This is a genomic window from Actinomadura sp. WMMA1423 (assembly GCF_006547145.1).
Taxonomy (GTDB): Bacteria; Actinomycetota; Actinomycetes; order Streptosporangiales; family Streptosporangiaceae; genus Spirillospora.
The window spans coordinates 6,734,813-6,758,923 of record NZ_CP041244.1; the positions used below are offsets into that span (position 1 = coordinate 6,734,813).

General features: G+C 70.7%; 28 protein-coding genes. 14 read left to right on the plus strand and 14 right to left on the minus strand.

Translation table 11 applies throughout. The features are described from left to right. Window positions 1-15 precede the first annotated feature (15 nt). On the plus strand, window positions 16-1,002 hold the full coding sequence (locus FKD65_RS31210; protein ID WP_141581549.1) for an aldo/keto reductase: 987 nt from the start codon (window positions 16-18) through the stop codon (window positions 1,000-1,002). 33 nt (window positions 1,003-1,035) lie between these two features. Here FKD65_RS31210 and FKD65_RS31215 read toward each other — a convergent pair whose 3' ends face one another. From FKD65_RS31215 to FKD65_RS31250, 8 genes are all read right to left on the minus strand, one after another. Beyond that, on the minus strand, window positions 1,036-2,169 hold the full coding sequence (locus FKD65_RS31215) for an acyl-CoA thioesterase/bile acid-CoA:amino acid N-acyltransferase family protein (RefSeq protein ID WP_141581552.1): 1,134 nt from the start codon (window positions 2,167-2,169) through the stop codon (window positions 1,036-1,038). Continuing rightward, window positions 2,166-2,993: a bifunctional allantoicase/(S)-ureidoglycine aminohydrolase gene (locus tag FKD65_RS31220; RefSeq protein WP_141581554.1), complete on the minus strand. Its 828-nt coding sequence runs from the start codon at window positions 2,991-2,993 to the stop codon at window positions 2,166-2,168. The genes FKD65_RS31215 and FKD65_RS31220 overlap by 4 nt, the downstream gene beginning before the upstream one ends. Then, on the minus strand, window positions 2,990-4,327 hold the full coding sequence (gene allB / locus FKD65_RS31225) for an allantoinase AllB (RefSeq protein ID WP_141581556.1): 1,338 nt from the start codon (window positions 4,325-4,327) through the stop codon (window positions 2,990-2,992). The genes FKD65_RS31220 and allB overlap by 4 nt, the downstream gene beginning before the upstream one ends. Then, window positions 4,317-4,628, minus strand: a complete 312-nt coding sequence (gene uraH, locus FKD65_RS31230) for a hydroxyisourate hydrolase (RefSeq protein WP_141581558.1) — start codon at window positions 4,626-4,628, stop codon at window positions 4,317-4,319. The genes allB and uraH overlap by 11 nt, the downstream gene beginning before the upstream one ends. Further along, a complete protein-coding gene (locus tag FKD65_RS31235; RefSeq protein WP_141581560.1) occupies window positions 4,625-5,071 on the minus strand; it encodes a 2-oxo-4-hydroxy-4-carboxy-5-ureidoimidazoline decarboxylase in 447 nt (148 codons plus the stop codon). Before FKD65_RS31235 ends, uraH begins: the two co-directional genes overlap by 4 nt. Further along, window positions 5,071-5,973 (minus strand): factor-independent urate hydroxylase, encoded by a 903-nt coding sequence (gene pucL, locus FKD65_RS31240; protein ID WP_141581563.1) that lies wholly within the window; start codon window positions 5,971-5,973, stop codon window positions 5,071-5,073. Before pucL ends, FKD65_RS31235 begins: the two co-directional genes overlap by 1 nt. 65 nt (window positions 5,974-6,038) lie before the next feature. Further along, window positions 6,039-7,085, minus strand: a complete 1,047-nt coding sequence (locus tag FKD65_RS31245; RefSeq protein ID WP_205718299.1) for a PDR/VanB family oxidoreductase — start codon at window positions 7,083-7,085, stop codon at window positions 6,039-6,041. A 137-nt stretch (window positions 7,086-7,222) separates the two neighbouring features. Beyond that, on the minus strand, window positions 7,223-8,218 hold the full coding sequence (locus FKD65_RS31250) for a nucleoside hydrolase (protein ID WP_141581565.1): 996 nt from the start codon (window positions 8,216-8,218) through the stop codon (window positions 7,223-7,225). A gap of 90 nt (window positions 8,219-8,308) precedes the next feature. Between FKD65_RS31250 and FKD65_RS31255 the strand changes: the two genes are divergently transcribed. Continuing rightward, window positions 8,309-8,836, plus strand: coding sequence for a MarR family winged helix-turn-helix transcriptional regulator (locus FKD65_RS31255; protein WP_205718300.1), 528 nt, complete (start codon window positions 8,309-8,311; stop codon window positions 8,834-8,836). 37 nt (window positions 8,837-8,873) lie between these two features. Here the strand turns inward: FKD65_RS31255 and FKD65_RS31260 are convergent, their stop codons facing one another. Further along, complete coding sequence (locus tag FKD65_RS31260) at window positions 8,874-9,938, minus strand: aromatic ring-hydroxylating dioxygenase subunit alpha (RefSeq protein WP_141581567.1); 1,065 nt, start codon at window positions 9,936-9,938, stop codon at window positions 8,874-8,876. 100 nt (window positions 9,939-10,038) lie between these two features. Continuing rightward, on the minus strand, window positions 10,039-11,376 hold the full coding sequence (locus tag FKD65_RS31265; RefSeq protein ID WP_168221250.1) for an amidohydrolase family protein: 1,338 nt from the start codon (window positions 11,374-11,376) through the stop codon (window positions 10,039-10,041). A 71-nt stretch (window positions 11,377-11,447) separates the two neighbouring features. Between FKD65_RS31265 and FKD65_RS31270 the strand changes: the two genes are divergently transcribed. Beyond that, entirely contained in the window at window positions 11,448-12,491 is a 1,044-nt protein-coding gene (locus FKD65_RS31270; RefSeq protein WP_168221251.1) for a PfkB family carbohydrate kinase, read from the plus strand. Between the two features lie 10 nt (window positions 12,492-12,501). Then, the gene (locus tag FKD65_RS31275; protein WP_141581574.1) at window positions 12,502-13,287 is read left to right on the plus strand and encodes an SDR family NAD(P)-dependent oxidoreductase; all 786 of its coding nucleotides are present in this window, start codon (window positions 12,502-12,504) and stop codon (window positions 13,285-13,287) included. A 12-nt stretch (window positions 13,288-13,299) separates the two neighbouring features. Here FKD65_RS31275 and FKD65_RS31280 read toward each other — a convergent pair whose 3' ends face one another. Next, entirely contained in the window at window positions 13,300-13,929 is a 630-nt protein-coding gene (locus FKD65_RS31280) for a TetR/AcrR family transcriptional regulator (RefSeq protein WP_141581577.1), read from the minus strand. A gap of 22 nt (window positions 13,930-13,951) precedes the next feature. Here FKD65_RS31280 and FKD65_RS31285 point away from each other — a divergent pair, with 22 nt between their 5' ends. Further along, complete coding sequence (locus FKD65_RS31285; RefSeq protein ID WP_141581579.1) at window positions 13,952-14,299, plus strand: cytoplasmic protein; 348 nt, start codon at window positions 13,952-13,954, stop codon at window positions 14,297-14,299. Window positions 14,300-14,375: 76 nt separating this feature from the next. On the opposite strand, the gene FKD65_RS31290 is transcribed toward FKD65_RS31285, so the two are convergent. Next, a complete protein-coding gene (locus FKD65_RS31290; protein WP_141581581.1) occupies window positions 14,376-14,750 on the minus strand; it encodes a hypothetical protein in 375 nt (124 codons plus the stop codon). Next, window positions 14,729-15,127, minus strand: a complete 399-nt coding sequence (locus FKD65_RS31295; protein ID WP_141581584.1) for an ATP-binding protein — start codon at window positions 15,125-15,127, stop codon at window positions 14,729-14,731. Before FKD65_RS31295 ends, FKD65_RS31290 begins: the two co-directional genes overlap by 22 nt. Window positions 15,128-15,336: 209 nt before the next feature. Here FKD65_RS31295 and FKD65_RS31300 point away from each other — a divergent pair, with 209 nt between their 5' ends. From FKD65_RS31300 to FKD65_RS31310, 3 genes are read left to right on the plus strand one after another with little or no spacing between them, the layout of a single operon-like run. Beyond that, window positions 15,337-16,125, plus strand: coding sequence for a helix-turn-helix transcriptional regulator (locus tag FKD65_RS31300; RefSeq protein WP_168221252.1), 789 nt, complete (start codon window positions 15,337-15,339; stop codon window positions 16,123-16,125). Next, window positions 16,116-16,301 (plus strand): DUF397 domain-containing protein, encoded by a 186-nt coding sequence (locus FKD65_RS31305; RefSeq protein ID WP_141581588.1) that lies wholly within the window; start codon window positions 16,116-16,118, stop codon window positions 16,299-16,301. The genes FKD65_RS31300 and FKD65_RS31305 overlap by 10 nt, the downstream gene beginning before the upstream one ends. Window positions 16,302-16,340: 39 nt before the next feature. Then, window positions 16,341-16,562 (plus strand): DUF397 domain-containing protein, encoded by a 222-nt coding sequence (locus FKD65_RS31310; RefSeq protein WP_141587192.1) that lies wholly within the window; start codon window positions 16,341-16,343, stop codon window positions 16,560-16,562. Between the two features lie 25 nt (window positions 16,563-16,587). Here FKD65_RS31310 and FKD65_RS31315 read toward each other — a convergent pair whose 3' ends face one another. Further along, window positions 16,588-17,751, minus strand: coding sequence for a cytochrome P450 (locus tag FKD65_RS31315; protein ID WP_141581590.1), 1,164 nt, complete (start codon window positions 17,749-17,751; stop codon window positions 16,588-16,590). A gap of 193 nt (window positions 17,752-17,944) precedes the next feature. Between FKD65_RS31315 and FKD65_RS31320 the strand changes: the two genes are divergently transcribed. From FKD65_RS31320 to FKD65_RS31345, 6 genes are all read left to right on the plus strand, one after another. Then, window positions 17,945-18,556, plus strand: a complete 612-nt coding sequence (locus FKD65_RS31320; RefSeq protein ID WP_141581592.1) for a TetR/AcrR family transcriptional regulator — start codon at window positions 17,945-17,947, stop codon at window positions 18,554-18,556. 94 nt (window positions 18,557-18,650) lie between these two features. Continuing rightward, window positions 18,651-19,280 carry a LysE family translocator gene (locus FKD65_RS31325; RefSeq protein ID WP_141581594.1) on the plus strand — a complete coding sequence of 210 codons (630 nt, stop codon included), beginning with the start codon at window positions 18,651-18,653 and terminating at the stop codon, window positions 19,278-19,280. Window positions 19,281-19,437: 157 nt separating this feature from the next. Then, window positions 19,438-20,658: a CdaR family transcriptional regulator gene (locus tag FKD65_RS31330; RefSeq protein WP_205718301.1), complete on the plus strand. Its 1,221-nt coding sequence runs from the start codon at window positions 19,438-19,440 to the stop codon at window positions 20,656-20,658. Between the two features lie 33 nt (window positions 20,659-20,691). Next, entirely contained in the window at window positions 20,692-21,300 is a 609-nt protein-coding gene (locus tag FKD65_RS31335) for a TetR/AcrR family transcriptional regulator (RefSeq protein WP_141581596.1), read from the plus strand. Continuing rightward, on the plus strand, window positions 21,297-22,679 hold the full coding sequence (locus FKD65_RS31340; protein ID WP_141581598.1) for an MFS transporter: 1,383 nt from the start codon (window positions 21,297-21,299) through the stop codon (window positions 22,677-22,679). The genes FKD65_RS31335 and FKD65_RS31340 overlap by 4 nt, the downstream gene beginning before the upstream one ends. Then, the gene (locus FKD65_RS31345) at window positions 22,669-24,111 is read left to right on the plus strand and encodes an aspartate aminotransferase family protein (RefSeq protein ID WP_141581600.1); all 1,443 of its coding nucleotides are present in this window, start codon (window positions 22,669-22,671) and stop codon (window positions 24,109-24,111) included. Before FKD65_RS31340 ends, FKD65_RS31345 begins: the two co-directional genes overlap by 11 nt.

The following is a 24,111-nucleotide window of genomic DNA, read 5'->3' on the forward strand; positions in this document are numbered from 1 at the left end:
AGATTGAGGAGTCTCATGGAATACCGCCGGTGCGGCCGAAGCGGCCTCGACCTTCCTGTCCTGTCCTTGGGGTTGTGGCAGAACTTCGGCCGGACCGGGCAGGAGGAAACGCAGCGCGCACTCGTCCGGCACGCGTTCGACAACGGCATGACGCACTTCGACCTGGCCGACAACTACGGCCCTCCGCCCGGGGCGGCGGAGGAGCTGTTCGGACGGATCCTGCGAACCGACCTCTCCGGAAGGCGGGACGAGATCGTCGTCGCCACCAAGGCCGGCTACGAGATGTGGCCCGGTCACTACGGGACGGGCGGCAGCCGTAAGCACATGCTGGCGAGTCTGGATGCCAGCCTGCGGCGGCTGGGACTCGACTACGTCGACATCTTCTATTCGCATCGCACCGACCCCTCCACGCCCATCGAAGAGACGATGGGCGCACTGGAGACCGCCGTCCAGCAAGGCAAGGCCCTTTACGCCGGAGTGTCCTCCTATTCGGCCGAAAGAACGTCCCGGGCGGTGGAGGCGCTCCCGATCCCGCTGCTCGTGCACCAGGCGTCCTACTCGATGCTCAACCGCTGGATCGAGGATGGCCTGCTCGACGTGCTCGCAGGCGCCGGTGCGGGTTGCATCGGCTTCTCGCCGCTCGCGCAAGGCCTTCTCACCGACCGGTACCTGGACGGGGTGCCGGCGGGATCGCGCGCCGCCCGCCCCGGTCCGCTGAATCCGGACCGCTACCTGACGCCCGCCAACCGGGAGCGGGTCGGGGCCCTGAACAAGCTCGCCGCCCAACGGGACCAGACGCTCGCGCAAATGGCGCTCTCCTGGGCGTTGAGGGACCCGCGGATGACATCGGTGGTGGTGGGCGCCAGCAGCGTGGACCAACTCGACGACAGCCTGCGCTGCCTCGACGCGGCGGAATTCACAAGCGAGGAACTCGCCGAGATCGACCGGTACGCCACCGATGGCGACATCGACATCTGGAGTGGTTGGCGCCTGTCCGAGTAGCGCCCCGGGCGCTCCGCCCGGGGCGCCGATCGCTCACTGGCAGTCGAGAAGGCGCAGGAACCGGAGTGTCCTCGTCCAGGCGATCCTGTTCGCCACGGCATTCCTTGCCGGATTGCCGCCCAGGAGCAGCCAGCCGTCACCGTACGGCGCGACCGTGGCGGTGGTGGGCAGAAATGGAGGCTGGATGAGATGCCCGGCCCCCTCGATGTGGACCCTTTCCAGCAGCTTGCCGGCCGGGTCCTCCAGCCGCAGCGGCGGGAGGACGGTGTCGTGGCCGGCCGTCACCAGGAGGGTCGGGCCCGTGATCCGCGGCCCTCGATCGCGGGCGGTCCGGAACGCGGTGCCCGGCGCGAACAGTTCTCCGGGGCGCGGCGGCTCGACATGCCCCATGGGCATGCCCCTCGGAGCCCCGCGTCCCGACCAGGGCTGGAGATCGGAGTGCAGCGCCGAAACGCCGGGGAGGCTCGGGACCATCACGGCCACTCCGGCCACGGCGGGATGGGTCGCGCCGAGCACGAGCGCCAGCTCCCCGCCCTTGGAGACGCCGTAGACCGCGAACGGCCCGGTCCCGGCCAGGTCCTCCGCGGCGGCGGCCAGGTAGTCCAGAGGCACCTCCTCGATCCGATCGCGCAGGGACGCGGTCCCGAAGTAGGTGAGCGCCATGCTCGGGTGACCGTGGGCGGCCATCAGCGCCGCGGCCAGATCGTTCTGGCCGCCCTCGGATCCGCCGAGGACGAGGACCGGGATCCGCCTCGGGCGGACCGGCAGGTAGACGGTCCCGACCAGGCCCTTCGCGGCCGGACGCCGTTCGACGTCGGGACCGTGGGCGACCCTTCGGACCGCGGTGACTTCGACGATCTCCCCGTGCTGGCGGACGTGCACCGTCGAGGCCACCGGTTCGCCGGCGGTCGACGGGACCGCCGCACCGTTGGTGCATCGCTGCGACCAAAAGAGACCCATTGCCGAGCGGCCGACGTACGTGCCCGCGATTGACGGCATCTGGCCGGTGTCAACCACTCCGTTCTGATCGGCGGTGAACGTCCCTAGCGAGACCCAGGTGTCGGCTCCGCGCGTCGTCGTGACAGAGACCGTGGTGGCCCGGGAGGGCGACAGCCCCCGGAACGTGAGGCCGCGGACCGCGTCGATGCGCGCCGGTCCCGCGGTCATCGAAGCGCGCCGGACAGTGGAACCTGCCGGTTCACGTCCTTGTACAGGAGGTAACGGAACCGTCCGGGACCGCCCGCGTAGCAGGCCTGCGGACAGAACGCCCGCAGCCACATGAAATCGCCCGCCTCGACCTCGACCCAGTCGGTGTTGAGGAGATATACCGCCTTCCCTTCGAGGACGTAGAGGCCGTGTTCCATGACGTGGGTCTCCGGGAACGGGATCGATCCTCCCGGTTCGAAGTTCACGATGTTGACGTGCATGTCGTGCCGCAGATCGGCGATGTCGACGAAGCGGGTGGTCGACCAGGTGCCGCCCGTACCGGGCATGTCGGTCGGCGTGACGTCCTGCTCCCGGGTGACGAACGCCTCCGGGACGTCGAGTCCGGCCGAGTGCTGGTAGGTCTTGCGGATCCAGTGGAACGAGGCGGTCTCCGGACTCGCGTTGTGAAGCGTCCAGCGGGCTCCCGGCGGAAGGTAGGCGTAGGAGCCCGCGGTCAACCGGTGCGTCGCGTCCCCGACCGCCAGGGTCGGAGCGCCGCTGACGACGAACAGGACGGCCTCCGCCCGGGCGTCGGCCTCCGGGTTCTCGGAGCCGCCCCCGGGGGACACCTCGACGATGAACTGGCTGAACGTCTCGGCGAATCCCGTGAGCGGACGGGCGAGGACCCAGAGTCTCGTCCGCTGCCATCCGGGGAGGTAGGAGGCGGTGATGTCGCTCTGTGTCCGTGCCGGGATCACCGCGTACGCCTCGGTGAACCGGGCCCGGTCCGTCGTCAGCGAGCCCTGGGGCGGCAGCCCGCCCGCAGGAACGTGGTAGTTCGTCATCGCTCTCTCCTCAGCAGCCGCCCGCTCGGGGGCAGGCCGTCGTCGACGGTGATCCCGCGCAGCCAGGTCTCGCGGACGACGCCGGTCAGCCGGCTGCCCGAGTACGCCGACACCGGGTGGCGGTGGTGAAGACGCGACACGTCCACACGGAACTCCTCGTCAGGCGCGAAACGCACCAGGTCAGCGTCGCCGCCCACGATGATCCGGCCTTTTCTGGGCAGACCCGCGCGGCGGGCCGGCGCGCTCGCCGTCCAGCGGACCACGTCGGTCAGGGCGTGGCCGCGAGCGCGGGCGCCGGTCCACACCGCCGGCAGCCCCAGCTGGACGGATGCGATGCCGCCCCAGGCCGTCCCGAAGTCGCCGCCGCCGCGCAGCTTGAGCTCCGGCGTGCAGGGCGAGTGGTCGGAGACGATGAAATCGACGGTCCCGTCGGCGACGGCCCGCCAGAGTGCCTCCCGGTTCTCCGCCTCGCGGATGGGCGGGCAGCACTTGAACTCCGTCGCGCCGTCGGGGACGTCCGCCGCCGCGAACGTGAGGTAGTGCGGGCAGGTCTCGACCGTCAGGTCCACCCCGCGGCGGCGGGCGTCGCGGATCACGGGGACCGCGTCGGCCGCGCTCAGATGCACGATGTGCGCGCGGCCGCCGGTGGCCGCCGCCAGCCGGATGACGAGCTTGATCGCCGCGAGTTCGGCCGCCCGTGGTCGCGAGGCCAGGAAGCCGGCATAGCTCCTGCCTGCGAGGGCCGACTCGTCCAGAAGGCCGCCGTCCTCAGCGTGAACGATCATCAACGCGCCGGTGCGGGCGCACTCGTCCATCGCACGGGCGAACGGCCCCGGGTCGAGATGGCCGAACTCCGCCATGCCGGAGTCGACCAGGAAGCACTTGAATCCGAAGACGCCCGCGGCGTGCAGGGGGGCGAGATCGGAGAGATTGCCCGGCACCGCGCCGCCCCAGAAGCCGACGTCGACATGCACCTGACCTGCCGCGGCCTCCCGCTTCAGGCGCAGGTTCTCGACCGTCGTCGTCGGCGGCACCGAGTTCAGGGGCATGTCGAGGACCGTGGTGACGCCGCCCGCCGCCGCCGCGCGCGTAGCGCTGGCGAAACCCTCCCACTCCGTGTGACCTGGCTCGTTGATGTGAACGTGCGTGTCGACCAGGCCTGGTAGCAGCACCTCGTCCTCGGCCAGCTCCACCGTGCGCGCGGCCGCCGGCGGCTCGTCGTACCGGGTCAGGGCCGCGATCGTCCCGCCGGCCACGCCGACCGAGACCGGCCGCTGCGTGCCGTCGACGATCACGCGCCGCCCGCGGATCACGAGGTCGAGTTCAGCTGCCACGGTAGGTCGCGTATCCGTAGGGGCTGAGCAGCAGCGGAACGTGGTGGTGCTCGCCCGCGGCGGTGACGGTGAAGACGACGATCACCTCGGGGTAGAAGCCGTCGACGTAGGCTCCGGTGTCGAAGCGCAGGACGTAGTCGCCGCGGGCCGGCGAGCCGGTGCCGAAAGCGGCGACGCGCCCGTGGGAGTCGGTGACGCCTTCGGCGATGTACCGTCCGTCGCGGGTCTCCAGCGTGACGCGGACCCCGGCCGCCGGCCGGCCGGCGGCCGTGTCCAGGACGTGGGTCGACAGCCCGCTCATGAAAGCGCCGCCTCCAGCCGGAGGAGCGCGATCTGCCGGAGGCTCTCGACCGTCTCCGCCCGCTCGGTGGCGTCGTCGTTGCGGAGCCGTCTCTGGAGTTCGGAGAGGATCTCCTCCGCGTCCCGGCCGACGGCCCTGACGATGAACATCCGGTTGAAGCGCTCCTCGTAGGTCGCGTTGCCGAACGCCAGCCTCGCGGCGGTGCCGTCGGCCCTCAGATCGATGCCGGACTGCTCGACCCGTGACCATGCGCCGCCGCGCTCGCCGATCCGCGGATGACCGGAGAGAGCCTGGACCAGTTCCTCATCGGTGAGGTCACACGACGCCGCGGCCGCGGCGGCCAGTGCGCCGGCGACGTCCGCGTACGGATGCCCGGCGAGTACCTCGTCCGCCCAGCGGGGGACCGCGAGGCAGCTGAGCAGCAGTTCCCGGGTGACCTCCATCAGCAGAACCCGGGTTCGGCGAGCCAGGCGTCCCCGGCGGCGGGCGCGTCATCGCGGACGACCTGGGCCTCGATGAGTCCGTAGGGCCGGTCCGCGGCGACGAAGACCTCGCCGTCATTGGTGAGTCCGTCCACCCGGAAGTCAGAGAAGTCGACAAGGAAATGATGCTTGTTCGGTGCGGAGAAGCGGACCTCCGCCAGGGCGTCCTGCGATTCGAGGAGCGCGGCGCCCATCATGTACAAGGTCTCCTGCAACGCCCGCGAATAGGTGCCTGCGAATGTCTCCAGGAGGGTATTGAGAGCTGCTGCGTACGAGCCGTTCCAGTCCGCGTCGGTGCCGGTGTGCCGCCATTTGGCCACGAGCGAGGTGGCGAGGATCCGGTCGTCGGCTTCGGGGAGCGTGGTGTACTCCTCTTTGAGGAAGCCCTTGAACTCCGAGCCTGTCGAGTTGAGGACGACCAGGTCCTCGACCCCGCTCAGCACCCGGGTGTCCCACTCGTCCCCGGAGCCGCTCCGCGTGACCGTGACCACGCAGGTGCGAATGCCGCCACCGCGGCGCACGAACGAGTGGTGACCGATGCGGTCCCAGGCGTACTCCTGAACGCGGACCCGCACCTGGCGCGCCGCCGGCGCCGCGTCGAGGAGACGCCTGCCGAGGGCGATCGCGTAGTCCTCGATCGAGTCCGTGCCGTGCGTCTTGGCGTAGGCGAACGCCGTGTTCTTCTGGCTGTCGGTCGGCAGGACCATCGACTGGTCGCCGATGGTGTGAGCCCGGTCGAAGTCGCCGCGCAATGTGGTCGACACATTGAGATCGCGGATCTCGTGCACCGGGGTATCGCGGCAGATGCGGACGACGCGCGTCTCCGCCTTGCCGTACTGGTTCATTCCCAGCACAGTGGACATGCTTTCTCCTATCAATGGACGTGGGCGCCGTGCCGTCGAGGGCGGTCCGGGCCCGCCGGCCGGACTCAGGCGTCGAGCACCAGACGCGGGGACGCGGCCCGCGAAACGCAGATCAACATGTGGTCCGCACGCCGCTCGTCGCTCAGGAGCGAATCGCGGTGCTCCGGCACGCCCTCGAGAACCCGGGTCTCGCAGGTGCCGCAGATCCCCTCCCGGCACGAACCGAAGATCGGGGATCCGAGCTCCTCGGCGACGTCCAGGATCGACTCGTTCTCCGATACGGTCCGGGTCACGCCCATCTGGCGGAACTCGACTTCCACCGGCCCGTCCTGGAACGTGCCAGGGGCCGGCTGGACCGCGGTGAAGCGCTCCAGGTGCGGCGTGGGGAGGCCGAGCTCCCGGCACGTGGAGACGACGGCGTCGAGCATCGGCGCGGGGCCGCAACTGTAGACGGCGGTGTTCGGCGTCGCCGCGCGGAGGATGGACCGCAGGTCGGGGAATCCGTGCTCGTCCTCGGCGGTGACATGCACGTTGCCGGGGTGGGCGGCCGCGAGGTCGGCGAGGAACGCCATCCGAGACCGCTTGCGTCCCGCGTAGTGGAGCCGCCACCGCGCGCCGGCCGCGGCGGCCGCGGCGACCATCGGCCTGATCGGTGTGATGCCGATGCCACCGGCGATGAACAGGTAGTCCCCGGCCACGGCGAACGGGAAGTTGTTGCGCGGTCCACGAGCCTGGAGGACGGCGCCGACCTCGAGATGCTCGTACAGATGGCGCGACCCTCCGCGACCGTGGAGGTCGCCGAGTACGGCCACCTGCCATTCCCGGTCGTCGGAGGGGGCGCCGCAGAGGGAGTACTGCCGGGTGACCGTACCGAGTGTCCGGGTCGGGAAGATCAGATCGATGTGCGATCCGGCGCTCCACCGGGGGAGCCGCCCGCCGTCCGCGCGGAGCAGCGTCACTCCCATGACGTCTTCGGCGAGCTCGGTCCGCTCTGCGACGACGACGTCATGGACGGCGGCCGGGTCGGGGCCTGATCCCGTGATCTCCGGGTCCGGGGCCTCCGTTGCTCCTGAGGTGGCACTTCTGGTCGCGCTGATCTGGTCGGCCTGCACGGGACACAACTCCTCGAGCCCCTTCCCGCCTGGCGCCCGCTGGTTCGTGGTGACCCGGGTCGGCGCACGGCGACCGATCGGGACCGCGAAAGAGTCCTCTGCCGCCCTCCGGCTGCGCACGGGGCTGTCGCTCGATATTAGTTCGTACCTTTACTATTTGGCAATGGGGAGGTGACGAACGATCGGAACGCCGCGCGGAACCGGTCGACGTCCGCGTCGAGCCCGACCTGGACGGCCGCCCCCTCGCCGGCGGCGTTGCCGTCCCCGGCCGGCGCCGCTCCGTGCGCGCGCCGGGCGAGAGGCCGCAGGTCGGCGACCGTCGTCCCCCAGGCGGCGCCTCCGCCCGTGTCGACCTGGACGTCGAGGATCTCGGCGTCGACGAACGTGGGGTCCGCGCAGACCATGGCCGCGAAGAGGTCGTGGCAGGGAGTCTCGCCCGGAACGCAGAGCATGCCGGCGTGACGGCCGTAGTACGCCAGGCGGCCGGCCAGGAACTTCGCCGCGGGTGTCCGGCTCCCGGCGAGGTCGTCGAACTCGCGCCCGGTCAGCGTGGCCCGGTGCGTCACGTCCAGTCCCACCATGCGGGGCGGGGTCCCCCAGGGTGCGCGGAGTACGACGTCGGCCGCGTACGGATCGTGCGCGATGTTCGCCTCCGCGGTCGGCCGCGCGTTGCCGCCCGCGCGCGCACTGCCGCCCATGAAGGTGAGGGACGCGCCCCCGGCGCGGAGTGCGCCGCTGGTGATACCGGCGGCGAGGTTGGTCATCGGGCCGAGGGCGAGCACCGACGTACCCGCCTCGCACAGTTCGGCGAACGCGTCGAGGGCCGACTTTCCGGCCTCCGGTGCGTGGACCGGTGGCGTCCGTTCGAGATCCGCGAGCCCGTCGTGACCGTGGATCATCACCGGCCGCCGTGTCGGCGGCGCGGGGGCGGTCTGGTCGAGTCCCGGGTACACGGGGACGTGTGCGGCGCCGGCGGCCTCGAGGATGAACCGCAGGTTGATGGCGGCCTGAGCGACCGGCACGCTTCCGCCGACGGCGGTGACGGCGACCAGGTCGACGTCCGGGTTGCGGCACAACCACCAGAGGGCGGTGGCGTCGTCGATGCCACCGTCGCTGTCTACAATCAGTCTCACGGAGGTTCTCATTCACTGTTCATGCCGGATCGGGGTCCGGTCCGCGGATTATGGGTCCGCGTTTCTCGTCCTTGTCGGAAAGGCTTTGCCGTGGCGCTGAGCGAGCGGATGCAACACGAGATCGCAGCTCTTGAGGCGCTTCCGATGGATCAGGTCGAAGAAGCGCTCCGCCAGCACTCGGCCGGCACCACTCCGGGCTTTCTGCTGAGGCACGCGGCGTTGCGCTGGCAGCGTCAGGTGGCCGCCGCCCTGGCCGGTATGTCGTTGACGCACGTGCAGTTCCTCGTGCTGAGCAGTGCGTGGTGGCTGGGCCGCGAAGGCGACGCGCCCAACCAGCGGGCGATCGCCGCCCATGCGGGCCTGGAGCCGGTCATGACGTCCCAGGTCCTCAAGGTCCTCGAACGCGACGGCCATATCAGCCGCGATCGGGACGTTCGCGACGCAAGGGCCGTCAGGGTCCGGGTGACGGAGAGCGGGGAGGACCTGGCCCGGCGAAGTGTCGTGATCCTCGACAAGCTCGCCGAGGAGTTCTTCGCCGACGCCATGGCCAGGGAGGGCTTTCTGGACGCGATCCGAGCGCTGGCCGGCCGGGACCTGACGGGCGACGAGGTGGAGTAGCACCCTGCCGCCGGCGCCGGTCTCGGCCGTGCGCGGCTCAGCCCTGCCGCTGGACCGAGGCGCGGGCCGCCTCCACGAACGGCCGCGACCAGGTCCGGTCGGGCGGGACCAGGGTGCTCTCCTGGGCGAGCCCGGCCAGGATGCGCCGGTACTCCACCGTCATCCGGTCGGTCCGCGTGTGCATCTCGGTCTTGATCTCCAGCGGGAACTCGGGCCGGATCTGCTCCAGCAGCTCCTTGTCCTCGCTCTGGATGCGCCGGTCGAGGGCGATGATCTCCTGCCTCCTCCCCTCGTCCGGGTCGTCGTTGCGGGCGATGAACTGGCAGAAGAGGGTGTGCTCGTCGTCGACCGGCGTGGCCGTCTTGAACAGGACGTGCCGGAGGCCGTTCTCGTACTCCATGACGTCCTTGAAGACGAATGGCTGCACGAGCTGCGAGTTGGTCGTCCGGGTCGTGAAGTCGCCGGTCAGGCCCGTGTTGCGCCGCTGCTCGGGCGTGAGCCGCGAGATATAGGAGACCCGCGAGCGCAGCTTGTCGCCGTCGCGCTCGACCTGCATGTTGTTCATCCGGGGATTGGCCGACGATCCGATCGTGTTGCGGTGCGTCCAGGCCAGGTGGGACACGTCGAGCGCGTTGTCGATCACGCGCGGGGCGGACGCCTTCCAGACCTCCATCAGTTCGTGGATCAGCGTGAACTCGGGGTCGAGGGCCTCCTCCAGCACCGGGATCCCGGCGCGGGGCATTCCGGGGCAGAGCCAGATCAGGCCGTACTTCTCCTCGACGAGGGCGGACAGGGCGCGGGCCCGCGGGGGGATCGGTTGCTCGGGGTCGTTCTGCGGGATCCGCTCACACGCCCCCGAGGTGCCGAACGCCCAGCCGTGGTACCCGCAGACGAGCGCGCCGTCCTCGACCCAGCCCTGGCTGAGCCGGGATCCGCGGTGGGGGCACTCGTCCACGGCCGCGCCGATGACGTCGTCTCTGCCGCGCCAAAGGACATAGTCCTCGCCGAGGACGCGAGCGCGCCGGGGCACATCGGAGATCTCCTGCGCGTAGGCGACGGGATACCAGTATTCGGTGAATGCCGGGACCTGACTGACGAGCATTGTCGTTTCCTTTCGAAGTGGGGGTGAAAGGCGCGCTGGGGCGGCGCCTGTTTGCGAGGTTTCGCGGACGATGCCGATTTCCTTCTCCGGACATCGGTGGTCATGCCGCTGCTCCGTGGGCCTTGAGCAACTGCGCCCGTGCGGCGAGAGCCTCGGCCTGGATCCGGCTTCTGGAACCGTGGACCAGCTCGCCGCGGCTGACGACGAGCCGGCCGTCGACGAGCACCGAGTCCACTCGGCGGTCGGAGCCGCCGAAGACGAGATGGACGGCCGCTCGCGCGAACTCCGCGGGGTCGGCGGGATCGGCGGACTCCGGGGTGGCGGCGACGACCACGTCGGCGAGCCGGCCGGCGGCCAGCGTGCCGACCTGATCGCGCAGGCCGAGGGCCCGGGCGCCGCCTGCCGTGCCCATCTGGAGGGCCCGGGCAGCGGAGATCACGCCGGCCCCGCGGCGTGGGCGGTGCACGAGCGCCGCCATCCGGAGCTCTTCGAACCCGTCCAGGCTGTTGTTGCAGGCGGCCCCGTCAGTGCCGATCGACACGTTGACGCCCTCTTGGAGCATCTCGGGAACCGGCGCGATCCCGGAACCGAGCTTGAGATTCGCCGAAGGGCAGTGCGCCGCACTCGCGCCGGTGGAGGCCATCAGCTCGCGCTCCGCCCTGGACAGCCACACGCAGTGTGCGAGCACCGACCTCGGACCCAGGGCGCCGAGGTCGTGCAGGTAGTGGACGTCTCGCGCGGCGTTGGCGTCGGCGACGCGACGCGCCTGGCCCTGGTTCTCGTTGACATGGGTGTGGACGACGAGGTCCAGCCGGCGGGAGAGGTCGAGTGCCCGGCTCCATAGTTCGCGTGTGGCGGCGGAGGGAGCGCGAGGTGCGACCGTTGCGTGGAGCCTGCCGTCCGCCGCACCGTGCCATTTCGCGACCAGGCCCTCAAGGTCGCGCCAGGCGGCCGCGGTCTCCTCGCCCCACAGAGCGGTCCCGGGTTCCCGGCGATCCATCAGCGCCTTGCCGATGAACGCGCGGGCCCCCAGGTCGGCTGCGGCCTCGAACGCGGCGTCGGTGTGCGACGCCGTTTCCATCGTGTTGACGGTGGTGGTGCCCGACAGGAGCAGCTGGGCGACGCCCCATCGCGCGGACGCCGCGGTGGTCTCCGCCGTGTGGAGTCGCTCAAGCGGCCAGATCCATTGGTCGAGCCACGCCATGACGTCGAGATCCTCGGCCAGGCCGCGGAACAACGTCTGACACAGGTGGACGTGGGTCTGGACGAGGCCGGGGGTGACCCAGCAGCCCGTCGCGTCCACCTCGGCGTCGCCTCCTCGCGAGGCCACGGTGCCGATCTCGGCGATGTGGCGCCCCTCGATGGCGACGTCGGCTCGGAGCGTGCCCGCGAGCCCGTTCGTGACCACGGTCCCGTTGCGAATGACAGTCCTGCCCACGGCCCACCCCAATCGTTACGGTATGCATAATAAAGGTACGTACTATCTCGGTCTACCCCCTGGAGGCCCCCGTGGGCACGGTCATCGTCGTCGGATCGATCAACCAGGACGTCTTCTTCCGGGTGCCGTCGCTCCCGGGCCCGGGCCAGACAGTGCTGGCGGCGGACACCTACACCGGCCTCGGCGGCAAGGGCGCGAACCAGGCGGTCGCCGCGGCGCGCCTCGGTGCCGGCGTGCTCCTTCTCGGGGCCGTCGGCCAGGACACCGGACCGGACCCGCGGCTCGCCCTGGGGGAGTTCGGTGTCGATGTCTCCGGCGTGCAGCGGGTCTCCGGTGCCGCGACCGGCTCGGCCTTCGTCGCGGTCTCCGACTCGGGGGAGAACCAGATCGTCGTCGCCTCGGGCGCGAACGCGGCGCTCGACCTGGAGCGGCTGCTCGACGGCCTGGAGACCAGGCTCCGCTCGGCGGTCCCGACCGGTAGCCCGAATCGTCAGGACGCCGAATCGGTCACGGTGGTCGCGCAGGGTGAACTGGGTGGTGCCGTCCTGGAGAGGGTCGTCGAAACCGTTCGCCGCGTCAGTCCGGAGTTGCCGGCGCCCGCGACGATCGTGGTGAACCTGGCGCCGGCCGTGCCCGTGTCGGCCGACGTCCTGCGCGACGTGGACGTCCTCGTCGTGAACGCGGGTGAGGCCGCCGAGCTGGCCGCCGCGACGGGGACGGAACTGCCGCCCGCGGCTTTTGATCTTGGTGGCGATGCGGCGGCGGCCTGTCGCCGACTGGCCGATGGCTGGGACGTTACGACCATCGTGACGCTGGGCGGCGACGGCGCTGTCCGTGCTGACCGGCTCCGGCCCGGCGTCGTGGTGCAGCGGGTCGCTCCGGTCCCAGACATCGTCGACACGACGGGCGCCGGCGATTGCTTCGTCGGGGCCCTGACGGCGGCGCTGGCCGCCGGGCGATCATTGCCGGACGCGTTGCGGTGGGCGGTCACTTCCGCGGCGTGCGCCGTACGGGGCGCCGGGACGATGCCGAGCTTTCCTGACGCCGCCGCGGTCGCACGCGCGGTGGACGCGACGCCCTTGGGCGTTGTGACGGGGACCGCGGTCGAGGTCTGAGGGGCAACGCGTGCGTCTCGGACTCGGCGGCAAGGCGGTCCTGGTCACCGGCGGATCGGGCCTGCTGGGCTCCGCGATCGTGCGGAGGCTGGCGGCCGAAGGCGCCGTGCCGATCATTCACTACCGGAGCGGGGCCACCGCCGCCCACGGTCTGGCCGACGACACGGGAGGGATCCCCCTTCGGGCGAATCTGCTTGAGGAGTCCGAGGTCGACGCGCTGATCGAGCGCGCGGTCGAGCGCGCGGGGCCTCTCGCGGGTGTCGTCGCCAACGCCGGGGGATGGCCGGGGCCGCCCGTGCCGACGCGCGACATGACGCTTGAGCGGTGGCGCAGGACCCTGGACCAGAACCTGACCACCGCTTTCCTCACTTCCCGCGCCTACCTGAAACACGTGCACGAGGTCGGTCACGGCTCGCTCGTCTTCGTCGGGTCGGCGGCCGCCCGTTTCGGTGAGGACGGATTTGCCGACTACGCCGCCGCCAAATCCGCTGTGACGTACGGCCTCGTCCAGACCTTGGCGCGCGAAATCGTCGCCTCCGCTCCACGCGGAAGGGTGAACGCGGTTTCCCCCACGTGGATCCCTCCCTCGGCCCAGGCCGAAGCCGCGGCCGAACAACGTCTGAAGCGAGCGCTGGCGACGGTGCCGCTGGGCCGGGCCGCGTCGGCGGGCGATGTCGCGTCGGTGGTGGCATGGCTGCTGTCCGATGACGCCTCTGGCTACGTCACGGGTGAGGTGATCCAGGTGAGCGGCGGCATGTCCGGCAGGCTCCTGCCGCCTCCCTCCGCCGAGCAGTGACGCTCCACCCGCTCAGGGGTGTGGCCGGAAAGATTCGTTGTCTCGTGCCAGAGCCGCGGTCAGTAGTGCTTGGGCGGACTCGTGCATGAGGGTCGCGGCCTCCGAGCGTGGCAGGGCGGCGATGTCGACCATCCAGACCCAGGCCTCGATACCGCAGCCGGCGCGAATGGCGACGGCGAGTCGTCTGCGGTCGATGTCCGGATGCGTCTCGGCCAGCGGCGCCAGGGCGTCTTCGATCCACGCGATGGCCCTGCCCTGCCGTAGCGCCGGACGGTCGTCGTCCGGGGTCTGCGGTGCCTGGTCCAGCGAGACCCGCAGTGCGGCCCGCAGTTGCGGCTCCCATTCGCGCAGGATCTCCGTCTGCTCGGTGATGACCAGGTCGAGGCGGGCGTGGACGTCGTCGGGGGCGTCCTGTTCGAGCAGGCTGGGCCGGTCGATGGTCGGTATCGCGGCCAGGATCAGGTGCCTCTGGTTCGGGAAGTAGCGGTAGGCCGTGGTCCGCGAGATGCCGGAGGCGTCGGCCGCCTGTTCCACGGTCGGGGTGTCTCCGCTCTCCAGCAGTGACCGGGCGGCCTCGACGAGGGCATTGCGGGTGCGCTGCTTCTGCCGTACGCGCCCGGTCGCCTCATATGGTACTGCCATCCCGTCATGGTACTGTAGTCCCATGAACGAGGACCCTGTGGTCACCGACCCGCAGCTGTACCGGGTCTTGTGGGAGAACGAGCGGGTGCGGGTGCTGGAGTACCGGGACGTGCCGGGTGACGCGACGCACCTGCACTCGCATCCGGACAGCGTCATGGTGACCCTGTCCTCGTTCCAGCGGGTGATCTCCGCCGGAGGCCGCGAGGCCCAGGTGGACCTGGAGGCGGGTCAGGTCCGCTGGCTGGACGCGCAGGAGCACCAGGGCCGCAACGTCGGCGAAACCGCCACCCATTCCGTGTTCATCGAACTCAAGGAACCCCGCCCCGGAACCCCGCGCCAGGATGCCGCGCTGGGTCCATCCGCCTCCTGACCACCGCTCACCCCCATCTGGTCGAACCTGAAGGCCGCCGCCGCGCCGAGCCGCTCGGTTAGCGGGAGGCGAGGGGTTACCAGGTGGACGGGAACATGCGGTGCTTGAGGAGCCTGTCCACATGGTCGGCGGCGCGGTCCGTGTCGTCGCAAGGGGAGAGGTAGCCGCGCCTGCCGCGTCCCGCCTCGTAGTAGGCCCAGGTCCTGCCGGGTGTGGCACGGGCGCTCACCGTCAGGCGGACGTGGTCGTCCGGGCTGAACGCGAGGATCCACAGCAGCGGCCTCCAGGTGGGGAAGTCGTCGGCCTGGTAGTGCCTGACACAGCGGTAGCCCCTGGCCTCGATCGCGGCGGCGAGCAGCTCCAGATGCCGGATCGCCGTCGCGCGCCCGGATCGGGTCCGCCACAGCAGGCGCCCTCCCGCCTGGACGATCAGCGGGCGCAGCGGGCCCATGTGATCTTTCCTTCCTCGTTGAGCGGCCGGACACCCCAGTCGTGGACGAGCTGCTCGATCAGCAGCAGACCGCGCCCGCCCTCGGCGTCGTCGGACTCGCCCTGGACGACGGGAAGGGCACTGCTCTCGTCCCACACCTCGATGACGGTGAGCGGCTCGCGCATGTCAGGGAAGATCCGCACGACGATGTGCCCGACCCCGACGTGCTTGTAGGCGTTGGTAACCAACTCGGTAACCACAAGTCGCCCAACGAAGTCGTCGGCGTGCCCGAGCTCGCGGAACCGGTCGATGAGGTAGCGGCGCGCTTTCGCGGGAGCCTCGTCGGACGGTTCCAGGACGAGCGGCGGGGCCTCGGGCGTGAGGATGATCGCTGGCATCGGCGAATCCCTCCAGCTTGGATAGAGGGTGATCTCAAACGGGGCCAAATCGCCAAAACGAAAGAATCCGTAGCTATCACCCTGTGTGGTCGAACGAGCACCATGAAGTCACAGGGCGGTCTACGATTTCCGGGTACCTGCAAAGCAATGCCAGAACACTCACAGTAACTACCGCATCAGTAACCCCCTCAATGAGAGGTTCCGTACCGATGCAGAACAGGATCAAGCCCGAGTTCCTGAGTTTCGGCGCGGAGGTCAGGCGCCTCCGCAGGGCCGCTGACCTCAATCAGCAGCGGCTTGCCGACCTGGTGAACGTGACACGCAGTTACATCACACAGATCGAGTCCGGGCGGACGCGCTGCCGCCGGGATATGGCGCTCCGGCTCGACCGTGCACTCAAGTCCGGCACGACCCTCGTCGAAGCCTGGGATGAACTACTAGAATCGATCAAGTCCGACAAGTACCCCCAGCACTTCGCCAGCTATCCCAAGGCCGAGCAGTCTGCGATCATGGTCCGCGCTTACGAGGAGCGGCTGGTCCCCGGCCTTTTGCAGAAGGAGGCCTATGCTCGCGTCCTCTTGCGGGATGAGGACGCAATTAAGAATCGGATGCGACGGCAGGAGATTCTGCACAGGAACCCGCCTCCGATCATCTCCGTCATTGTGGACGAGACGGTCCTCTATCGCGAGGTTGGAGGGCCGGGCGTCATGAAGGAGCAGTTGGAATATCTCTGTGAGTTGTCCATGGGCGGGGCGGTTCAGTTGCAGATCGCTCCCATTCGGTACATTAGGAACGTCTGGGGGTCGTTTCATATTGCAACGCGCCCTGATCACAAGCAGGTGGCGTATGGGATCAAGGCGTGGGGAGGTGAGACGACCACCGACCCAGATGAGATCGCAACGGCGAATGAGACCTTCGTGATCCTTCAGTCGGAGGCGTTGAACGTGAGAGACACGCGATCTCTCATCAGAAAGGCGATAGAAGAACGATGGACGTAACAGAAGTGAAGTGGCGCAAGTCTTCTCGCAGCAGCGAACAGGGCGACGCCTGTATCGAAGTCGCACTGATTTCCAAGGTCGTCGCCGTCCGCGACAGCAAGGACCCGGAGGGTCTCGAAGTCCGCGTCGGTCGAAGCGAATTTCAACATCTCATAGAGAGCCTTAAGAACCTGTAGGCTCCATTTGTCGCTCGTGAGGACAAGCTCGTGGAAAATATGATCTTGCATGAGGCGGCGTGGCGCAGGGCTTCACGGAGCACGGCCGAGGGTGACAACTGTGTCGAGATCGCGGGGATTTCACAGGTGGTGGCGTTCCGTGACAGCAAGGACCCCGATGGCCCCAGGATCATCATCAGCCACGGCGCTTTTCGGCACTTCGTCAGCGCCCTCATAAACCTGGGCGCGCTGGATCGAGCGTGGCCGAACGGGTCGCTGTGAGCCTCTCGTCCCCTTCGCGGGTGGGTTAGCGGGGGGTCAGGGTTATGGGGAACTCTGTTACGCCTCTTACGAAGGCGTTGCGGAGGAATCGGGGGCCCTCGTCGTCGGCCCATTCTGCGGTGTCCACGCGGGCTGTGAACTCCTCGAAGAAGATCTGGAGTTCCAGGCGGGCGAGAGACGCGCCCAGGCAGAAGTGGGGGCCCAGGCCGAAGGCTATGTGGTCGCCTGGGCGGCGGGTCACATCGAAGACGTCCGGGGACTCGAAGACCGTTTCGTCGCGGTTGGCGGAGCCGTACATCAGCACGACCTGGCCGCCCGCCGGGATCGTGACGCCGGCGATCTCGGCGTCGGTGGCGGCGACCCGGCACATGTTGAGGATCGGGGTCGTCCAGCGGACGAACTCCTCGACGGCGTCCGGGATGAGGGACGGGTCGTCGCGCAGCTTCCGCCACTCCGCGGGGTTGCGGATGAGGGCGTCCAGGGCGGTGGCGATGACGGTCCGGGTCGTCTCGGCGCCGCCGACCAGCAGGAGCAGGGCCTCGTGGGCGAGGTGCTCGTCGTCGTAGGCGGGCTGGTCCGGGCCCGCGTTCGACCAGACGGACAGCAGGTCGTCGGTCGGGCAGGTGCGGCGGTCCTTGGCCATGTCCAGTACCGCGACGGCGTACTCCCCGGCGGCGATCGTCGCGTCGTCGGTGACGTAGCGGAGGCCGCCGCCCGCGTACACGGCCGTCGCCGACCAGTGGACCAGGCGCGGCCACATGTCCTCGGGGAAGCCGAGCAGCCAGCCGATCACGCGGGCCGGCAGGGGAGCCGCCAGGGTCGGGACGGCGTCCACGGTGCCCGCCTCCAGGGCCGTGGTGATGCAGTCGACGGCGGTCGCGCGGATGCGCTCGGCGTAGCGGGAGACGCCGCGCGGGGTGAATCGCTGGTAGACCATGCGGCGGCGGTGCGCGTGCTCGGGGTCGTCCTGCCCGATCATCGACGGGTCGGCCGGCAGCTGCGGGCGGTAGCCGCCCGAGTTGGTCCACATCTTGGGGTTCCGCTCGATCGCGAACACGTCGGCGTGGCGCGAGACGCCCCAGAGGCCGTTCCCCTCGTCGTGGTAGACGGGGGCCTCCGCGCGCAGTCTCGCGTAGACGGACCAGGGGTCGGTGGCGTACATCTCGCCGTCGAGCAGGTCGATGTCCACGGGCTCGCTCCTCGGGGCGGGAGGGGGAGACTTAAGGTGAGACTAGCGTCTCACCCAAGCAAGCGGTAGGTCTATCGTGGACGAGGAGGCGCCGGTTGGGAGGCCTACGTCCTAGATGCCGCGTTCGCGGCCGATGTACGGAAGAATGGGGGACGGTCACGGCGAGGCGGGCCATGCGGAAAGGCAGGGCGAATTGAGCGGCGATGCGCGGTTCACCGTCACGCGGACGCTGAGCAAGGATCAGCAGGCGCGGCGCGAGCGGCTGATCGACTCCGCCCGCGAACTCGCGCTGGAAGGCGGCTACCCGGCCGTCACCATGCACGACGTGGCCGACCGCGCCGGCGTCGCCCGCGCGACCGTCTACCGGTACTTCGCCACCAAGGACCACCTGCTCACGGAGGTGGCGGCGACGTGGGCGCACCGCGTCACCGACGACATCGACGCGCTCGCGGTGGGCGACACCCCGCAGGAGCGGCTCACCGCGCTGCTGGAGCGCATCGTGTACGTCGCGGCGGCGGAGCCGACCCTGACCTCGGCGATCATCCAGGCCGTGACCTCGGACGACTCCAGCGTGGACGACGCCCGCACCGTGCTGTTCCTGTTCCTGCGCGACCGGCTCTCGACGGCGATCGGCGACCCGGTGCCCGAGCGGGACGACGTCGAGATCGTCCTCGGCCACATCCTGCTCTCCGCGCTGATCAGCCTGGCCTCGCTGCGCCAGCCGGCCGAGGAGGTCGCCGCGATGGTCCGCACCGCCGGCCGCCTGGTGCTGGCCGGTGCCTTCGCCGCCCCCACCCCGACCTGATCCGGCCAACCTCCCCGGCAGGCCCGCTTTGGTCCATGTTGCCGGGCAGGCATTGGATCTGGAGGACGGACCATTCCGGTCCTAGCGTGCTCCCATGACGAACCCGCTGCTGTTCCTGCTGGCCGCCCTGACGCTCGTCGCCATCCCGGGCCCGAACCACCTCTACATCACCACGCGCAGCGTCGGTGAGGGCCGTCGCGCCGGGATCGCGTCCGCGCTCGGGGTCGAGACCGGCACGCTCGTCCACATCGGCGCGGCCGCGGCCGGGTTGTCCGCGATCGTCGCCGCGTCCGCGACCGCGTTCGGGTTCCTGCGCTACGCGGGCGCCGCGTACCTCATCTACCTCGCGTACAGAACGCTGCGCAACCGCCACCACGCCGACGACCTCGACCTCGAACCGCGGCCGCTTCACCGCGTCTACCTGGACGGCGTGCTCGTCAACGTCCTCAACCCGAAGGTCGTGCTGTTCTTCCTCGCGTTCCTGCCCCAGTTCGTCGACCAGGACGCGGGTGCGGTGCCGCTCCAGATCGCGGTGATGGGGGCCGCGACCGCGCTGATCGGGCTGACCGTCGACATCGTGTACGCGGTCGCCGCCGGGTCGATCGGTGCGTGGCTGCGGGCCCGCCCCGGGTTCCGGCGGCGGCAGCGGTACGCGACCGGGCTGATCTACCTCGCCCTCGGCGCCGCGGCCGTGTTCGCCGCCCCCGGCCCCCGCCGCGCGTGAAGTCCGGTCGCCGTGCGGGACGTACGTTCCGCTCGGCGTCCCCGCGTGGCGTGACGGGTTTGTCAGTTGACTTATAAGTGACGCAGCGCAATGCGTAACGGGTCTTGCAGCCCGTCCGGGCGGTCGTCTGTAGCTTCCGTGCGGGAGGTGCGAAACGGTGACCACGACCCTGGGAGAGCGCTCGCCGCTGAAGCCTTTGGCCGGCATCCCGCGCGAGCTGTCCACCATGTTCCGGCCTCACCTGGACGCCCTCGCCGAGGAGATGATCGAGGAGATCCTCGCCGGGATCCCCGAGTACTCCCGGCCGCAGGACGAGGAGTACGCGCGGCTCGTCCGGCTCGCCGTCGAGGGGGCGCTGCGCCAGTTCGTCGACCTCATCATGGACCCGGGCAGCTCCTGGGAGCCGGTCGCCGCCGTCTACCGGGAGATCGGCTGGGCGGAGGCGCGCGAGGGCCGCAGCCTGGACGTCCTGCAGACCTCGATGCGGCTCGGCGCCCGGGTCGCCTGGCGCCGGTTCGCCGCGGAGTCGGAGCGCTACAACATCTCACGGGGCGTCCTCGCGGGCATCGCCGAGGCGATCTTCCAGTTCCTGGACGAGATCGCCCGCGCCGCCACCGAGGGCTACACCAAGGCCCGCGAACAGGAGGCGGGCGAGCTGGAGCACCGCCGCCGCCGGCTGCTCGACCTGCTGCTCGCCGAGCCCCCCGCCGCCCCGCAGGCCGTCGCGGACCTGGCCCGCCTCGCCCAGTGGCGCGTCCCGCGCACGGTCGCCGCCGTCGTCCTGTACGAGCGGAGGCGGCGGCCCTTCTCGCCGCCGTCCCTGCCGCCCGAGGTGCTCGCCGACGTCAACCGCCGCGAGCCCTGCCTGCTCGTCCCCGACCCGGAGGGCCCGGGACGCGGCCGGATGCTGGAGTCGGCGCTGCGCGACTGGGTCGCCGCGCTCGGCCCCACGGTCCGCACCGAGGACGCGGCCAGGTCCCTGCGCTGGGCCCGGGAGGCGCTGCCGCTCGCACGCCGCGGAATCCTGCCGTCCGACCGGCTGATCCGCTGTGCCGAGCACATGCCGGCGCTCGTCGTCTTCAAGGACGAGGAGCTGGTGCGCGCGGTCGCCGAGCTGCGGCTCGCGCCGTTGAAGAACGTCCGGCCCAGGCACCGCGAGCGGCTCATGCAGACGCTCCTCGCCTGCGTGCAGAACGGGTTCAACGCGACCGAAGTGGCGAGCCGCCTGCACGTTCACCCACAAACCGTCCGGTACCGGCTGCACCAGTTGGAGGAGCTGTTCGGGGAGCGGCTGTACGAGCCGAGCCTGCGGCTGGAGCTGGAGATGGTGCTGACCGTCTGGCTCACCGCGCCCCCGGAGGCTCAATCAATCGATTGACCGAGCGCGGTTCGAGCACCTAGCGTGGTCCTTATGAGCAGCAGCGAAAACGGGCGAGAGCGGATCATCGAGGCCGCGACCCGGCTGTTCGCGGCCCTGGGCTACGACGGGACGTCGACCCGCATGATCGCCGAGGCGGCCGGGCTCAACGTCGCCACCGTGGCCTACCACGTCGGCGGCAAGCGCGACCTGTACCTCGTCGTCATGGAACGTGCCCACCACGCCGAGCGGCAGGTGCTGGAACAGGCGATAGCCGAGATGACCCCGGACGAGGAGGGCCTCCTCGAGGTCGTCGACCGGTACGTCATGCTCTGTGTGGAGCGGCCCGAGATTCCCGCACTGTGGATGCACCGGTGGCTGGCAGACGCCGCCGACGTCGCGCATCTGGACGACGAGTACGTGCGGCCGATGATGGATCTGGCGAGCGAGGCCGTCCGCGACATCGTGGGCGACGAGGCCGACCTCGACTACCTCGTGTGGACGGTCGTGTGGTGCACGCACGGCTTCGGCGCCGGCGGCATCCTCGACCAGGATGGGAAACGCCGGAAACTGGACGATCCGCAGGCGGTGGCCCGGTTCCGCGCCCACATGCGCCGGACGATCGCCGCGGCGGTCCGGATGCGCGCCGACGTCACCGGATGACCGCCGCGGTGCCTCCGGGGACCCCCGCCCTGACCCCGGCGAAGCACGCCCTGCCCCGGCGGCGGCTCCTCGGCTACGGCGTCGGCTCGGTCGGTACGGGCGTCTTCTCCTCGGTCCCCGGGCTGCTGCTCCTGTACTACCTCACCGACGTCCTCGGCGTGACGGCCGCGATCGCCGGGGCCGTCCTCGTCATCCCCAAGGCGTGGGACGTGCTGCTCAACCCGGTCGTCGGCGCCGCCAGCGACCGCGAGGCCGTCCGGACCGGGCGCCGCACCCGCCTGCTGCTGCTGGGCGCGCTGACGCTGCCGCTGCTGTTCGCCGCGATGTTCGCCGTCCCGGTCGACTCCCCGGGGTTCGCCGCCGGCTGGGCCGGGATCGTGTTCCTGCTGGCCGCCAGCGCGTTCGCGTGTTTCCAGGTGCCGTACGTGGCGCTGCCCGCCGAGATCTCGGGCGATCCGTCCGAGCGCGGCCGCGCGATGGCGTGGCGGGTCGTCTGCCTGACGGTCGGCATCCTGGTCGCGGGCGGGCTCGCGCCCGTCCTGACCGACTCCGCCGGCGGCGGGCGCGCCGGATACGCCCTGATGGGGGCCGTGATCGGGCTCATCATGGGCGCGGCGATGGTGGCCAGCACGCTGGCCACCCGCTGGATCCCCTCCCGCCCGGGGCCGCACCCGCTCGGGCTGTTCGCCGCGCTGCGCACCGCCCGCGGCAACCGGCCGTTCTTCCTGCTGATGGGCGCGCACGTCGGGAACACCCTCGCCGTCGCGATCATGCTGGCGGGCGCGCCCTACGTCGCGACGTACCGGCTGGACGACTACGGGCTCACCTCGGCGATGTTCGTCTGCATGGTGGCGCCGAGCGCGTTCGCGGTCCCGCTGTGGCGGTGGCTGGCGCGCAGGTACGGGGAGGTCGGCTGCTACGCGGCGGCGCTGGTGGTGTTCGCCGCGGCCGCGGCGGCGGCCTACCCGCTGATCACCTCCACCGCCGGGGTCCTCGCCCTCAGCGCGGTGGTCGGCGTCTGCTACGCCGCCGTCCAGCTGCTGCCGCTGTCGCTGATGCCCGAGACCGTCCACGCCGACGCCGGGCGGACGGGGCACGCGCAGTCCGGCGCCTTCACCGGGCTGTGGACGGCGGCGGAGACGGGCGCGCTCGCCCTCGGACCCGGCGTCTTCGCGCTGATCCTGGCCGCCTCGTCGTTCAGGTCCTCCGACCTGGACACCCCCGTCGTCCAGCCGGACTCGGCGCTCGACGGGCTGACCGCCGGGTTCACGCTCGTCCCGGCCGTGCTGCTGCTGCTCAGCGTCCCCCTCCTGCTGGCGTACAGCCGGCGGGCCGCCGTCCACCGTCCTGTTGAGGAAACACCGGAACATGCCGTCTGACCGCCTCCCCGAATCCGGGCGCCTTCCCGAGACCGGCCGTCCAGCCGCCGAACTGCTCGCCGAGCTCGCCGGGCTGCGGGACGCCGACCTGCCCGTGCGCGGCGGCCAGGTCACCGCCTACGTCTACGACACCGGGCGTGAGGCGGTGCACGACCTCGCCGCCACCGCCTACCAGGAGATGCTGGAGGTCAACTGCCTGGATCCGACCGCGTTCCCCAGCATCGTCGCGCTCGAACGCCGGATCGTCGGGGCCGTCGCCGGCAAGCTCGGGGGCGGGTCCGGCATCTTCACCAGCGGCGGGACCGAGTCGATCATGCTGGCGGTGAAGGCGGCACGGGACGCCCGGCCGGTGGAGGGCAGGCCCCAGATCGTGCTGCCGACGACGGCGCACCCCGCGTTCCACAAGGCCGCGCACTACCTCGGCCTGGAGGTCGTGCACGTTCCCGTGGACGACGCGTTCCGCGCCGATCCTGCCGCGACCGCCGCCGCGCTGACGCCTCGGACGGTGCTGATGGTCGCCTCCGCGCCGTCCTACCCGCAGGGCGTCATGGACCCGGTCCCGGAGATCGCCGCCCTTGCCGCCTCCGCCGGGGTGCCGTGCCATGTGGACGCCTGCGTCGGCGGCTGGGTGCTGCCCTGGCTGCGCGACGCCGGGCGCGACGTCCCGCCGTTCGACCTGTCCGTGCCGGGCGTGACGTCCCTCTCCTGCGACCTCCACAAGTACGGCTATTCGCCCAAGGGTGCGTCGGTCGTGCTGTTCGCGGACGAGTCGCTCCGCCGGCACGCCTACTTCGCGTCCGCGGAATGGCCCGGCTACACCGTCATCAACGCGGGCGTGCAGAGCAGCAAGAGCGCCGGCCCGCTGGGCGCGGCGTGGGCGACGCTCATGGCGGTCGGCGCGCGGGGCTACCGGGAGCTGGCCGAGTCCGCGATGGGGGCGGCCGAGCGGCTGGCCGCGGGCGTCGCCGGGATCCCGGGCCTGCGGGTGCTCGGCGAGCCCGCCGCCCCGCTCGTCGCGGTCGCCTCGTCCGACCCGGCGCTGGACGTGTTCGTCGTCGCCGACGAGGCCCGCGCCCGCGGCTGGTTCTTCCAGCCGCAGCTGTCCTACCAGGGCATCCCGCCGAACCTGCACTTCACGCTGACCGGCGTCAGCGACGTCGACGCGCTCCTCGCCGCTCTGGCCGACGCGGTGAAGGCCGCCCGCGCCGCCGGGCCGCCGGACGTCCCGTCCGAGCTGGTGGACGCGCTCGCCGGCCTGGATCTCGACAGCCTCGACGACGCCGGGTTCGCCGGGCTGCTCGCGTCGGTCGGCGTCGACCTCGCCGGGGGCGCGGAACCGGAGATGGCCATGGTCAACGCCATCCTGGACGCCCTGCCGCCCGCCACCCGCGAGGCCCTGCTGATCCGCTTCCTCTCAGCCCTCTACGCCTGA